The organism is Streptomyces virginiae, assembly GCF_040638905.1.
In the GTDB taxonomy this organism is placed as follows: Bacteria; Actinomycetota; Actinomycetes; order Streptomycetales; family Streptomycetaceae; genus Streptomyces; species Streptomyces virginiae_B.
Genome location: NZ_JBEZYV010000070.1, coordinates 1 through 13,465 on the forward strand (window position 1 = coordinate 1; position 13,465 = coordinate 13,465).

Genomic DNA, 13,465 nt, shown 5'->3' on the forward strand with positions numbered 1-13,465 from the left:
CCACTTTTTCGACCATGATCGACAAGGGGCTCAAGTCATACCGGACCCGGAGACCGGGAACCCCGTTGCGGGGCCACGAAGAAGGTAACGGGGCGGGACCCGTGTGGATGGAGAGACCCGCGAGGCCCTGGGACGCTCCCGGGGCGGGCTGACCAGCAAGGTCCATCTGCTGGCGGATGACCGTTGCCGACCGCTGGTCTGGCTGACATCGCCCGGCCAGCGCGGGGACAGCCCGACGACGCCTGGAGTCATTCCGATGGAGTTCTCAGCCCATCATGGTGATCGGCGTCTCGGGGTTCGAAGCGGGGTGCAGTTGAACGCCCGATCGACAATCACCTCGAGGCAGCGGGGCCGAAAGGGCGAGGGGATCGGCACGTGCGGACATGCGTCACCTGTTCATCCCGACGAGGCCGGTGCCCGGTCCCCTCGCTCCTGAGCTGCGGGGGAGGCGCGCTGATGTGACTACTTGGCCAAGCGCCACTGGAAGAGACGGTCTCCTATCCTGGTCATCCACCTGCCATCTCGGTCGGATCCATCATCCATCCATCTACCCGGACCAACTGAAGGTGGGTAGCAAACCTCGCCGAGAACGTCCAACCCTTGGGCTTGGAGTACGATGTGACGGCCGAAATTCCACTTGCGGTCGACCGTTTCCACAAGGATGTATTCGCAGTCGAGGTATCCTGCGAATATCGGCCACTCGCCGGGCAGAAGCAGGAGATCGCTGTTGGGCCGGCGAGCGATAACCGAATGGCTCGCGAAATCGTGCACCATGATTCCGTCGGATTCTCGCGGGACGGTCAGGTACGCGGTCCCCTCGGGGTGGATGTCAGCGAGCGACCGCGTGAGATCATATTTGGTCGTTACGTGAAAATCCCCGCCGCGACGGCAGCCCCAGTAGAAATTTGAGCCGTCCTGGCCTTCGCCGACATTCAAACCCATGTGAACCCCATCGGGGTGTCGCACATGCGCGGAGCCGGTGGCTTCACAGCCCAGCGGGCTGCGTTCGAGGATCACTCCGGTAGCAGCGTCAATCACCCACCATTGGTCACCGAAGTCATACGGTGCGTCTGCCCCGTCGTCTTGTTCTTCACCCTCGATCACCTCGCCGTCCTCGTCCTCCTCAGGTTCAGGAACGGTAACCCAGATCTCACTGCCGTCCGAGGAGAATTCGCAGGAGCCAGAGAGGGACAACCTCGTGCCCCAGGGCGCGTGCTGAACAGACCACACAACTTTCCCGTATTCATCAAGCAGACTGATCCGATCCTGCCCACCTACCACCACGTGAGTCAGATCAGGGCTCACCGCGTATGAGGGGAAGCTTGCCCCTATTTCAAACCGACGCATCGGGGCAAAGTTGTCGTCGAGAATAGTGAGCAGGCCTTCATTCAGGGTGTACCAGCCACGACCGTTCCCGAGGCGGCCCAATCGTGAGGGTGGAGTCTCCACGGCCAACAACATCTCTGCTCTCATGGCGGCACCATCCAATGCATTGTCCTAGCGATCGCCAACGAAGCAACCTCTGACAACGCCTCGCTGAACCACGTCGTTCGTAATGTTGCGAAATAAGGGAGCCTTCGGAGCCTCCCCCGACATTCACGAGTAGGCGCTACTCGACTATACGCGGTCGCCAAAACCTAAATTACAGCCAAAGCCGAGCCAATTCGACTCACTTCATTGAACATGCCGACTACGTTAAACGGCAATCACGACTGTGCGGCACAATACGCCTTCACTCCACAATGAGGATCTGATTGTGATTGACGATGGTCATTGGTGGTCGCCACTCGGAACCGTTATCGGTCCAATACTCCATCGGAATCCCGGGGATACCGAACAGCCGTACGATAAAGACCTCAGGATCGTTGTCATCTGTTACAGGGCCCGCACGCGCAGGTGGGACAGGGTCAACGCGATGCCCCCGCCGAGGCTGGAGTCACCCCAAAAATAGCGACGGCGAACGCCATGCCCACTTTCAGAGAGTTCGTCTTAGTCAGACTCTTCATCATGGCCTGCTTTCCATTGCATTTTGCTCGTGGGCACCTAGGAGAAAGCCCCCGTCGCACCCACAGCCGCGTGGCTAGCTGCCTCAGAACAGTCAACCGGCCGACCGCATGGGGGCGCATGAGTAACTGCTGCTCCACTCGAGCCCGGGATGCATCCTGGACTGCGGACCGAGGGAGAAGACGGAAGGAGATGCCAGTCACCGAGGTTTTGATGCTTGCTGCTGCGGGCGTACGCTAGGTTCGCTTCAAGGTGCGTCGTTTGGGAGCAGCTACCCTCAACCCAACTGGACGTTCTCGCCTACAGTGTCCTCGTCGTAGCCGGTGACGTCACACCTCTTGCCGCAGCGCCTGACAGTTGCGGAGACTGCAAGCTGGCCCACCATGCCCTCCCGGCCGACCATAGCTATCGGATCTCGGTGAAGTGTCACGGCCAGCTTGAATGTGGCTGCGCGCACCTACGACGAAAACTGGACGAACCCGTGCCACCCTCCGCTCTCGCGGTCTCTTCACAGGCAGCGCGGGGCACTTCACTCGCACAAAATGAGTACTAAATACTCAGCCTCGCGAGCTACCGTGCACCTAATAGGTAGGGGGCATTCGCGGCAATGTGTCCACTTCGAGCGTCTGTCCCCAACGCATAGGGCTAGGGGTGCTAACCAGCAAGGGAAGAATGAATGAAATTGAGTACCCGCTGGGCGATCTGCCCTGTGATCTTCGGCATTGCGAGAATAGCATCGTCGTTCCTGTCGGCGGACACGGCGACCGACGCTCTCGAAGGCACGTATATCGTCATCGACGAACTTCTTCTGCTATCTAATTTGAGTCTCTTTCTGTACTGTCTTCAAATGGAACATAAGGGAGGGAAGACGGGCGCCCTGATAGCGCTGATGGGAGGAGCTGTGATAGTCGGTCCAGATGGAAGTATTGGCCCTTGGGGCATGTACCCCTTGGGCGTTACTGTTATGACGCTGGGGCTATGCTTCGTCTCTTGTAGCGTCTGGAGGATGGGCTCTCTGCCTCGCCCGATTCTTGCGCTCTGGCCACTTAGCGTAATTATCGGACTCCCCGGATACTTTATATCGGGGCTATCGTGGACTTTCACTCTTTCAGGGATTGTCTTCGGTGTCGGATATATAGGATTCGGTTGGGTTGCGTGGTCCACATTTAGGTCTGAACTAAGAGCTTGAGGTTGAAATGATCAACGTCGGCCCTTTGTGAGGACCGTACGCGGCGGCAGTCACGCCCGCCAGTCCAATCAGGCAAAATTCGCTTTACGCCTCGTAGCGACCTCGTGCATGGTTAGCGTGACGGCGGCCGGGTGGGTTTGTTGGGCTGTTCGTGGTGGGGATCGCAGCACGCAAGTTGATCATGTCGGAGCGTCGTGTTACGGGTCTCTCGGCGTCCGTGATCGCTGACCTGGTAGCGGAGTTGGGGCCTGTCTGGCACTCCAGGAGAGAGGCCGAGCTTCTTGACCGGCCACGTCGGCGGGCGGTCGGTGCGGGGGCGAAGTACAAGCTGGTGTTCGTCGACCGGCCGGTCCGGGACGACGCGCACGGCACGGACGACGAGGAGGGCGGTGGCGGCGGAGACTTCGAGGTGCTGCATGACGGCGTGCCGGCGTACCGGCTGAAGACCCGCCCCCGCGCGCTCGCCGACTTCCTGACCGGCGCCTGGTGGCACCGCACCAGCCCGGAGTCCGGCTCCACCAGGGGACCGGTCTGCTCCCGGCTCACCGGGGACGGCGGCCGGATCACCCTGCGGGACCACACCCTCATCACCACCTCGGCGGACGGCGACCGCACGGAGGAGGAGCTGGCGACCGACGAGGAAGTACGGGCCGTCTATGGCGCCGAGTTCGGCATCGTGCTCGACCGGCTGCCCGTGCCGCTCCACCCTCGGCCCTGAGCCGATCGGCCGCAGCGGCCTGCTCAGGAGACTTTCGACGCGGATCGGCCGAGTGGCCAAAAATGAGTGTGGCGTGTCAGCCGTGGGCGGTGCGCCTGTCCCCGCAAGCCGCAAAAACGATCGCCGAGCTTCCCGAGCCCGCCAGGGAGATGGTCCGCGACGTCCTGGACATCGCGGTGCGCTCCCCGTGGGGCTGGCCCAGTGGAACGCCGGCGATCCGGAGGGTGCGATGTGCCGGTTTGGTGTCAGTGGAGCGATATCAGTGACGGTATGTCAGGTCGCGGTGTTTCCGCTGGTGGGGTGTTGAGCTCGACTTTCGTCGTCTTGGTGATCTTGGTGTGGGTCTATGTGCTGGCTGCTTGCCAGGCGCGGGTGACGCTTGGATTTCCGTGGTGCTCGGTTGACCTGGAACGTTGCCTAAAACCTGGGCGGCGATCACGGTCCGGCGGAGCGTGACGGGCATGTTCGCGAGGGCCGGCGTGTTCTTCGAGGTGTACCAGGGCGCGCTGGCGCGGCGGTCGGTGATGTCGTCGGGGTGGTAGCCGTGGAGCGTGTACCACAGCACGGTGAGGGTGTTAGACGGCCAGGCCGAACGGGACGGTGCGCTCGACCGCGCGCCTTGTGCGGTTGTGGGCCTGGCCGACGCCGAGGTCGTCGCGGCCGTGCTGGAAGACAGGCTCGATGGGCCAGCGGCAAGCGTAAAGCAGGTGATTTCGTTGGTCTTGTCCGGAACCCGCAGCTGGGTGATGGTCTGGCCGTCGCCGGTCATCGCGGCCAGGAGGTGGGCGGTGGGAGTCCCGCCGTGCCGCGAGCCGCGGGCGGCCTTGCCGTCCACGGCGACCGAGTCCGCGCCACCGGGACTGGCACCGGTCAGGTCGGCCAGGCTGCCGGGGCAGACCAGGCCGATGACCCATCGGATCGTGGCGGGGCTCGGGGCGACGCGCACCCCGAGCGTGCCCGTCACGCAGGCGCCGAGCCGTGCCAGGGCGTGCTGCGGAGCATTCGCGGACCACTGGCCGATCGCCGCATACGAGCGAGCGCCGGCGATCACCGCCGAGGCGGCAACCAGCAGCACCGCCACGAACGGGTGACGCACCCCGCGCCGGCGGCGCGGATCGGGCAGCATCCGCAACCGCTCCACCAGCGAGAGCCCCGCAACACCCTCCAGAGCAGGCGACTTGACGAGACAGACGGTGGCAGACTGACGACACATCGAAGCTCCGGCGGTTCAGGGCGACTTGGGAAGGTCACCCCGTTCAACCGGAGCTTCGTTGCGCACGTGACGGGCGGCCCGACCGCCTGGCCCTGCGGACTCACGTGGTCACCAGGACTTTGAAACACCTCTGTCTCCCCGCCCTGACCATCACCCTGAAGAGCAAGCCTCAGCTGCCGACGCCGACGTTCAGCCGCGAATTGGGCAAGTCTTACTCATGAAAAAATCCACAATCCCTGGCACCTTGAAATCACTGCACTTGCAGTCTGGCCCGGATGACATGTGGATACCCGCCCGAGCAGCGCCCAGATGGGGGTCCTTTAGCAGTTGTCGGCCTAGAAAATACTATCCAAAGGATCGACCTTCAATGAAACTTGCGACGCACATCACCTGGCGGAGAGCTGGAGTCTCTGCCGCAGCCGTAGTCATGTCCGCAGGTGTAGCACTCGCCTCCGCCACCCCTGCCAGTGCAGGTGTAGCCATCTCCGGCCCGGTTGGCGGCATCTACTCATGCCAAGACAGTGGAGTCTACAGGGATTCTAACGGGAGCTACCGGGCATATGCAAATAATTGCAAGCCCTACGCAGGCGCATTTGGCGCCGGAGACAAAAGCGTTCGCCTGAAGGTGAACTGCTCGTGGGGACTTAATTATTACAGCGGCTGGGTGCGTGTCCAACCTGGATATACTACCAATCTGATCGCTCCCAGTCCGTTGTGGCAAGGATGCTTGTGGGGCGTCAACAGCTACTCGCTAGAAGAGAAGTGGTACTGGGAGTGAGCGTTTTCAGCGTTGACGCTCAAGGGTGAGGACGGCAGCGGCCATGACCGTCATGCGGTTGGGACTGCAACGGGCTCTGCGGAAGACGCGCCAGGACTTCAGCCTCGCGACGCTTCGTTCGACCGGTGCTCGTGCCGCTGACAGGGCCCGGTTGATCGTCCACTGGGTCGCGGTGAGTCCTGGTGCGGAAGACGTCTGATCGGCGTGGTCACCCATGAGCCGGCCCCCGATGTAGGCGCGGTCGGCGAGGACGGGAACGCCCTGGCGTTCGCAGATCCGGATGATGCGGTGGGTGCGGGCCGCGTAGGTCATGGGTGCGGCCGGGCAGCGCGGGCGAGATCCACAACAGCTTCCCCGCAGGGTCGGCAACGACCTGCACGTTCACGCCGTGGCGGCGGTGCTTCTGGGAGAAGTCGGCCCGGCTGTCACCGACCCGGTCGCACTCGGCGAGCGTTCCGTCGAGCAGGACGTGATCGGGATCCGTCTCCCGCAGGACCCGCAGCAGCCCGGGCGCCCGGCGGGACAGATGGCCGACGGCGGCGACGTAGGCGTGGGCAGTGCCGACCGATATGCCGAAACCGGCGGCGATCTGCGCGAGCGTGTCATGTCGGCGAAGGTAGACCAAGTTGACGAGAGCACGCTGGTGCGGCGGGAGCTTGCAGCGGCGGTCACCCTCACGGGTGACGATGAGCATGGTTACCCACTCGACCAAGGCGTGCGGGAGGTCGAGTGCGGCAGGATAGGGAACCAACGAGGCTCCTGCGCTGATGAGTTGAGACGTCGAACACCTCTCTCAACGGCACCCTGCCGAAGATTGGTGGCGTGGTCGCCGAAAGGCAGGGCGAGAGCGGCGTAGGTCTGATCACCCGGGCCTGGGTCAGGAGAAGATCGTCAGGCAATGCTGTTCGCGCCACGACCCAATTAGGCCACCTGTTCGATTTCCGATGCAAGTCTATCCAGCCCCATGTGACGGCGACTTGCGTGGCTGACGTTCCGGTTGGTCACTGAGCGTCGTAGGTGCAGCTGAGCGTTCGGCCTCCGTCGGTCCCCGTCGTGCGGCGTGCGGTCGACAGCAGTGCAGGCCAGCAGCGTACGTAGGTGGCCGCAGCCGTGACCGGGCAGCCTCCGCCTGGTACGCGCCGCCTGGTACGCGCCGCCTGCGATCCGGCGACGCCGAGGCGGGCCGTCTGTTCTTTTGACGGGTTGCAGTGCCGGGCCGCCTCGCGGCCGGAGCGCTCCTGCGCTTGCCGCGTCACTGCCAGCTGTTTCTATCGCGTTCGACGTGTTGCAGCAGGACGGGACGGAGCGGGAGCCGGTCCGGCGAAGTAATCAGGAAGGCCGGGTCCGGCCGTCAACGCGAGCGCCGTGGGGAGCGTCGGGAGGAGGACTGCGATCCCTCGATCGGCGCATCGCCCTGCTCTGACCGGGGGATGCCATGTCAGACCAGGCCACTACCGTCCGCCGCGCAAAAGGATCCGACACGGAACGAAGGAGAGAGCGATGGTGTTCGTCGGGGTCCACGGGGAATGGGGGCGCATCGACGTCACCCAGGCCGACCTCGGGTGCGGACAGGACCGGGAGGGCATCTACAAGACCAAGCCGCCCGCACCCCTGACCTGCTACGAGTGCGCCTGGCGGCTTCACTTGGTCCATAAGACACACGGCGCGTACGACCTGTGGTTCCTGCGGCACGCCAACAACGCTCCCCATTGTGAGGCGAGGCTCGCGGGCGAGGGCACGGCCCACCACCTTCTCAAGCTGGACCTCGCCCAGCACGCCCGAGCGGCCGGCTGGAGTGCTGAGTACGAGGTCGCGGCCCCTGACGGTTCCTGGCGCGCGGATGTGATGGCTACCTCTCCTGACGGCGGCCGCCGCGTCGCCCTGGAGGCGCAGATGGCCGCCATCTCCATCACGGACATCGAGGCTCGCACTGACCGGTACCGCGCGGCCGACGTCGAGGTGTGCTGGTTCACCGACCGCAAGACCGCCCCTTGGCTCGACAATGTGCCTTCTGTTCAGATCGCCCGTTCCGACGACGACGGCCACGTTCAGGTCACTGCCGGAGCCGCCCGGTTCGAGTCCAAGTGGTCTGAGAACCACGCGGATTGCGGCCTGCGTGAGTGCGAGGACTGCGGGGCTGGCGTCGACGGGCCTCTGCCGTGCGGTGGCCACGGTCAATGGCTGCCGGTCGACGCCTTCCCGCTGGAACGCTTCGTCGCCGCCATCGGCGCGAACACCACGCGCCCGCATCGCCTGCGCACGGGCTTGCACACCAAGGGCAATCAGCGATGGATCACGCACCGGCACTTCGAGCTTGAGGAGGAACAGCTCCAGGCCCATGCCCGGCGGTACCGAATCGTCGAGCGCCTGGCCGCGGTGCAACAGCGCCAGAGAGAGGCGCGTCAGGCCGCCGAGCAGGAGCACCTGGCGGCGATCGAGGCCTTGCTCCAGCGCCCGAAGGCGTTGGTCAAACCGGTGGTGGAGTTCGTTTTCCAGCAGACCGGGGCCTCCCCCAACGTCGCCCGCGACGGCTGTCCCGAGTTCGCTATGGGAGTGCCTGTGTACGTACGCGGCAAGCCGTACGCGGTCATCTGCCCAGTGGCCAGCCGGGTTCCCGCACTGCGCCGCCGGCTTGCCCCGCTCGTCCTCTTCGCCGCCTCCGAGCGCGAGCGCAGCCGCATTGCCGCCCAGGCAGCCCCCGGCCAGCGCGTCGAGGTCCTGGCCGTCGAGCTCCCCTCAACTCTCCCGCCAGCCGTCCCTCCACAGCGAGCACAGGGCAGCCTCACCATCAAGCAGGCCGTGAACCGGATGCTCGGTCTCGACAGGATGTGAAACGACCCGCTCCACCAGCCCCACCCCGCCAGGTCCAACAGGCCGCGGAACGCAGTCTCGCCCGTTCACCGTGACAGGGCATCTGAGCTGCGCGTTCACGCAAGCGCAAACCGACACAAGGCAGTACACATAGCGGGACGCAGGGACTCGAGCGGCCCCTGGTCAGCAGGAAAATCGGCGGTGCCGAGTGCGGGCTGCGGCTAGAGGGAGTCTTCGCCGCCGCGTCGCAGGTCGGCATGTAGCCGCGAGGTGACCCCGGGCTCTCCCGGTACACGGCGGTTGCCGGGTGTGCCCGACGTGGCCCACCGGTGCCCGAGCGCGGCCACGGCGGCCTGCACGGTGGCCTGGTCCGAGCCGGTGATGTCCCGGATGAGCAGGTTGGGCTCGCTGACGTGGCTTGCGTCGGACCTCGCCGCCGAGTACTGCGCGACCCGTTCGGGGATCGTGAACCAATCCCGAACCCGCTGCCCTACCGGGCGTCAGGACCGGTAGGGTACAGACTCCGGGGAGACGGCTGTCCGGCCGGACATCAACACATGGTCAGCTGCTCATGCTCGGGCAGGTCGAGGTCCGTGACTCGGCCCTGGGGCAGCACCTCGGCCAACGCACGGGCCTCTTGAGTACTTCGAGCGAAAGTGCAGAAGCGCCACCCGCGGTGAGGCGACGACCAGGCTCGGGCAGGGGCGCACAACTCCGTACAAGGGCCGTCGCCGACCCACTGCGTACACCGGCACGCCGTAGGCGTACTCCGATGACATCAATGGCTTCTCCGGGACGTCCACCCGCAGGTTCGACTCGCGCCACGCGTACTCGGCAACAGCGGTGAACAGCTCCTTCCGCTGCTGCTGCGACAGCCTGCCCCACCACGCCCTCGCCGTCTCCAGCGCCAGTCGCTGCCTCTCCTCCCGCTCAGCCTGCTCCAACGCGAGACGCGCGTCTTCCTCCGCCTTCTCCCGGGCTCGGCGCGCATCCTCTACCTCCCGCAGTTGGCGCACCTTCTCCCAGTAGACGCGGGACTCCTCCGCCCGATGCTGACGAAGCCGCTCAGCCTCCGGCCCTCCGGGCCCACTCCTTCTCCTCCAGCAGCTGGCGCTGCCGCTCGGCTTCCTCCTGCAGCTGCTTCTGGCGGGCCTCACGTTCCTCCCTCGCCAGCTCCTGGCGCTGCCGCATCGCGTCATGCTTCTGCTGGGCCGCGGCCGACTGCGCAGACGTCCACCACTGGCCACGCCGGAACTGCCGCTGCTCACCGTCGACGACGCGGTACAGCCGGCGGTACCGCGGCAGGCTCTCGACGGGAACCACTTGGCCGTGGAGCGCCCACCTGACGAACTGGACCAGTTCCTCCTCGCGGAACATCCAACGGCCGGCGGCGAAATCGAACCCGGCGAGGCCGTCGTCCACCACCCAGAGCTGTTGCCCCCTCTCCTCCGGGACACGCACGCGGACCGCAGGCACCGCGCTGATCCACCGCGGTGGCCGCTTGTGCGGGGACACCCAGCACACCCTGATGCCTTCGTCCAGGTAGCGGTCGGTGCGCGCCCGGATGTCGTCCAGGGTGATCGGCGACAACTGGGCCTCCCAGGCCATCCGCTGGGTGCCATCCGTCGAGGCCGCCATGACGTCCGCGCGCCAGGAGCCGTCCTCGGCAGGCACTTCCAGTGTGGCGAACCACCCAGCTGCCCGGATGGCGCCCGCCATCTCCAGCTTGAGCATGTGGTGCTCCCATGACTCATTCGGCAGCTCACAAGACGGTGGCCGTCCCGGGTCGTGGCAGAAGAACCGCACACCGTACTGGGAGACCCGGGCCTGGTCGGCTCCGCGGCGCAGCAGCTCACCTCCGCGCTGGTGTCCGCCCTTCGCGATCGGCAGGCCCGCGCCCAGGCCCTGGCCGGCGCCACGCGGACCGCGGCCCTGCTGGAAGCCACCCCCGACCTGGAGGCGCTGTCCTACTACCCGCACCTGCTGGCCTGGGACCTGAGCCAGCTGCCCGCGAAAATGAGCGTCGTCCCGGTGGTGCTGCTGGACACCTTCGAGGACACCGGCGACCGCCACCGCGACTTCGAGTGGCTGCTGCAGCGCCTGGTCTGGCTCATGCCGAACGTCTTCTTCATCATCGGCGGCCGCAGCCGGCTTCCGTGGGCCGATCCCGCGCTGCACGGCCAGCTCGACTGGACCGGCCCCGCCGCCTGGCCCGACCTGGCCACCTCCACCGCGGGCGTGCCGCAGCCCCGAGGAGCCGTATCGACCGGCCGCCAGCACCTGATCGGTGACCTCTCCCCTGAGGACTGCGAGGCCCACCTCGCCCGCCGCCTGGTCCAGGACGGCCAGCCCCTCATCAGCGCCGACATCCGCGCGGCGATCACCGCCCGCTCCCACGGTCTGCCCCTGCACCTGGACCTCGCGGTCAGCCGGTTCCTGGAGATCCGCCGCACCGGCCGCACCCCCATCCCGGCCGACTTCGACTGCACCTTCCCGGCCCTCCTCGCGCGCACCCTGTCCGACCTCACCCCCGAGGAACGGCACCTGCTGCGCTCCGTCGCCCTGCTGGACGCCTTCGACCTCGACCTCGCCACTCAGACAGCCGGCCTCACCCACCAGGCCGCCGCCCCGCGCCTGGCCGAACGGCCCCTGATCAGCGAGAACCCCTACGCCCTGTGGCCCTACCACCTGCACCGCGCGATCCGCAGCGCCGTACAAGATGACGAGCACAGCGACGACCGCTGAACGAACGCCGACTGGCACCAGGCCGCCACCCGCGCCCTGGCCGCCCTCGGCGACCAGTGGACGAAGGCCACCGCCCAGGCCCCTAGTCGCATGCTGCTGGTGGCCTGCCTGATCCAGGGCCTGCGCCTGGTCCGCGACCACGGCCTGACCGGCTTGGGCTGGCTCATCGAGGCCGCCTTCGTCTACACCGACGACTCCGTCTGGGAGCCCCTCGCCCTGCCCACCCCAGTGGATCCGGCACCGGACACTCCGGCCGATGCCGTGGCCGAGCTCCTCACCGCGATCGCCCGCCGCCAGCGCGAGCACCGCCAGCGCACCGCCAACCGCCTCACCGCCGTCCTGGACACCGGCCTGCTGCCCGCCGAGCTGAGCCCTGTACTACCGGGCCAAGGCCCACAAGGACCTCAGCCAGAACGACGCCGCCCGCACCGGGATGCAGCAGTCGCCGACATCGGCGGCCGCCTCGCCCCCAAGGCCCGCCGCGGCCTGGCCAACCTGGCCCGCCTCGCCGGGGACTTCCCCACCGCCTTGGCCACCATCCCCACCCTGGGCTGGCAAGGCCGCCACCATCGGGTCCTCGGCGACATCCACTGGTCCCACGCCGACACCGCCCAGGCCGTCACCGCCTTCGAAGCCGGCCGCGCCGAAGCCGAACAGCACGGCGCCGCCGGCGAACGCGCCATGACGCAGGTCCGCCTCCCGCTCGCCTTCTCCGTCCCGGGTGGGGACACCGCGAGCGCGCTGGCCGCCGGCTGCCCGGTGGTCGTCAAGGCGCACCCCGACCACCCCGCCACCTGCCCGGCGCAGCAGCGAGACGCACAGCTCGGACTCGCCCTCGCCCTTTCCTTTGCCGACCCCGTACGGGCCGACGACGAACTCGCCCTCGCCCACCAGCTCCTTGAGGGCCTCGATCAGCGCTCCAACACCCTGCTCGCCCAGGTCGTGGCCTTGATCAAGGACGCGGGGATCCCCGGCGTCACCGACCGCGCCCAGGGCCTGCACGCCGACATTGAGGCCGCAGGTCTCCCCTTCCTCCACCGGTTCGTGGAGCTCGCTCTCGCCTTCCACCACGCCGTCCGCGGCGAACATGAGGCCCTGGCCGCCACCATCGACCGCCTGCGCGCACTCACCGCCACCGGCGACTTCGCCTACTTCACCGACATCGCCCACTACATGGCCGGCCTCCCCCGCCCCACGGCGTCCATCACGCGGTGGATCGACGGCGAGGAGCAGGTCCGCTCTCGATGGAACGCCCTCGTCCAGACGCGGCAGGAGAATCTCAGGTGAAGATGAGGGACTGTAAATCGTTCGGTGTATCTCCCGATCAAGGAAGATGCGCCGATGACCAGTGAGAACGTGACCGAGGCCGAGACCGTCGAGACGTCTGAGCCGCAGCCTGTGAAGGCGGTGGACGACCGGCTGATCGACGAGCTGGTGGGCCGGGCTCAGGCCGAGGGCTTGCAGCTGACGGGTGAGGGCGGGCTGCTGCAGCAGCTGACGAAGCGGTTGCTGGAGTCCGCGCTGGAGGGCGAGATCACCGACCACCTCGGTTATGACAAGCACGACCCTGCCGGGAAGAACGGCGGCAACTCCCGCAACGGCAGTCGGGGGAAGACCGTGCTGACGGACGTCGGTCCGGTGGCGATATCCGTGCCCCGCGACCGTGAGGGCTCGTTCGATCCGAAGATCGTCAAGAAGCGGCAGAAGCGTCTGTCCGGCGTGGACGAGATGGTCATCTCGCTGTCCCCCAAGGGCCTGACCACGGGCGAGGTCCAGGCCCATCGGGGGGCGCCGTGGCGAACCGGCCCATCTACGTGGCCCTGGCCGTCACCGTCGAGGGCCGCCGCGACATCCTGGGACTGTGGGCCGGCGACGGCGCCGAGGGCGCCAAGCACTGGATGCACATCCTCACCGAGATCAAGAACCGCGGCGTCAGCGATGTCCTTATGCTGGTTTGCGACGGGCTCAAGGGGCTTCCCGACGCGGTTGAGACCGTCTGGCCCCGCA

General features: G+C 66.5%; 10 protein-coding genes and 2 pseudogenes. 6 read left to right on the forward strand and 6 right to left on the reverse strand.

All coding sequences use genetic code 11. The features are described from left to right. Positions 1-127: 127 nt before the first annotated feature. Positions 128-235 (forward strand): annotated as a pseudogene (locus tag AB0F82_RS38200) (IS5/IS1182 family transposase); the annotation flags it as partial. Positions 236-462: 227 nt separating this feature from the next. Here the strand turns inward: AB0F82_RS38200 and AB0F82_RS38205 are convergent. Further along, positions 463-1,473 (reverse strand): hypothetical protein, encoded by a 1,011-nt coding sequence (locus AB0F82_RS38205; RefSeq protein ID WP_362636330.1) that lies wholly within the window; start codon positions 1,471-1,473, stop codon positions 463-465. A 2,051-nt stretch (positions 1,474-3,524) separates the two neighbouring features. Between AB0F82_RS38205 and AB0F82_RS38210 the strand changes: the two genes are divergently transcribed. Further along, positions 3,525-3,911: an arylamine N-acetyltransferase gene (locus AB0F82_RS38210; RefSeq protein WP_362636332.1), complete on the forward strand. Its 387-nt coding sequence runs from the start codon at positions 3,525-3,527 to the stop codon at positions 3,909-3,911. 259 nt (positions 3,912-4,170) lie between these two features. Here the strand turns inward: AB0F82_RS38210 and AB0F82_RS38215 are convergent, their stop codons facing one another. From AB0F82_RS38215 to AB0F82_RS38225, 3 genes are all read right to left on the reverse strand, one after another. Next, entirely contained in the window at positions 4,171-5,037 is an 867-nt protein-coding gene (locus AB0F82_RS38215; RefSeq protein WP_362636335.1) for a transposase family protein, read from the reverse strand. A gap of 871 nt (positions 5,038-5,908) precedes the next feature. Further along, complete coding sequence (locus AB0F82_RS38220; protein ID WP_362636338.1) at positions 5,909-6,214, reverse strand: transposase family protein; 306 nt, start codon at positions 6,212-6,214, stop codon at positions 5,909-5,911. Beyond that, positions 6,111-6,653 carry a transposase family protein gene (locus AB0F82_RS38225; RefSeq protein ID WP_362636341.1) on the reverse strand — a complete coding sequence of 181 codons (543 nt, stop codon included), beginning with the start codon at positions 6,651-6,653 and terminating at the stop codon, positions 6,111-6,113. The genes AB0F82_RS38220 and AB0F82_RS38225 overlap by 104 nt, the downstream gene beginning before the upstream one ends. Before the next feature lie 749 nt (positions 6,654-7,402). Here AB0F82_RS38225 and AB0F82_RS38230 point away from each other — a divergent pair. Continuing rightward, positions 7,403-8,734 carry a competence protein CoiA family protein gene (locus tag AB0F82_RS38230; protein WP_362636344.1) on the forward strand — a complete coding sequence of 444 codons (1,332 nt, stop codon included), beginning with the start codon at positions 7,403-7,405 and terminating at the stop codon, positions 8,732-8,734. 200 nt (positions 8,735-8,934) lie between these two features. On the opposite strand, the gene AB0F82_RS38235 is transcribed toward AB0F82_RS38230, so the two are convergent. Beyond that, entirely contained in the window at positions 8,935-9,177 is a 243-nt protein-coding gene (locus tag AB0F82_RS38235; RefSeq protein WP_362636352.1) for a DUF6207 family protein, read from the reverse strand. 601 nt (positions 9,178-9,778) lie between these two features. Beyond that, a complete protein-coding gene (locus AB0F82_RS38240) occupies positions 9,779-10,447 on the reverse strand; it encodes a competence protein CoiA family protein (protein WP_362636346.1) in 669 nt (222 codons plus the stop codon). A 54-nt stretch (positions 10,448-10,501) separates the two neighbouring features. On the opposite strand from AB0F82_RS38240, the gene AB0F82_RS38245 reads away from it, so the two are divergent. The 3 genes and pseudogenes from AB0F82_RS38245 to AB0F82_RS38255 form a co-directional block, all read left to right on the forward strand. Further along, complete coding sequence (locus tag AB0F82_RS38245; protein WP_362636349.1) at positions 10,502-11,458, forward strand: hypothetical protein; 957 nt, start codon at positions 10,502-10,504, stop codon at positions 11,456-11,458. Between the two features lie 90 nt (positions 11,459-11,548). After that, positions 11,549-12,745 (forward strand): hypothetical protein, encoded by a 1,197-nt coding sequence (locus AB0F82_RS38250; protein ID WP_362636355.1) that lies wholly within the window; start codon positions 11,549-11,551, stop codon positions 12,743-12,745. Positions 12,746-12,799: 54 nt separating this feature from the next. Then, positions 12,800-13,465 (forward strand): annotated as a pseudogene (locus AB0F82_RS38255) (transposase); the annotation flags it as partial.

What these genes read in the sequence shown, in the direction of transcription:
- AB0F82_RS38250 (WP_362636355.1), top strand. Translation starts at nt 11,549, where the DNA reads ATGCTGCTGGTGGCCTGCCTGATCCAGGGCCTGCGCCTGGTCCGCGAC.
- AB0F82_RS38220 (WP_362636338.1), bottom strand. Translation starts at nt 6,214, where the DNA reads ATGACCTACGCGGCCCGCACCCACCGCATCATCCGGATCTGCGAACGC.
- AB0F82_RS38205 (WP_362636330.1), bottom strand. Translation starts at nt 1,473, where the DNA reads ATGAGAGCAGAGATGTTGTTGGCCGTGGAGACTCCACCCTCACGATTG.
- AB0F82_RS38215 (WP_362636335.1), bottom strand. Translation starts at nt 5,037, where the DNA reads ATGCTGCCCGATCCGCGCCGCCGGCGCGGGGTGCGTCACCCGTTCGTG.
- AB0F82_RS38230 (WP_362636344.1), top strand. Translation starts at nt 7,403, where the DNA reads ATGGTGTTCGTCGGGGTCCACGGGGAATGGGGGCGCATCGACGTCACC.
- AB0F82_RS38240 (WP_362636346.1), bottom strand. Translation starts at nt 10,447, where the DNA reads ATGCTCAAGCTGGAGATGGCGGGCGCCATCCGGGCAGCTGGGTGGTTC.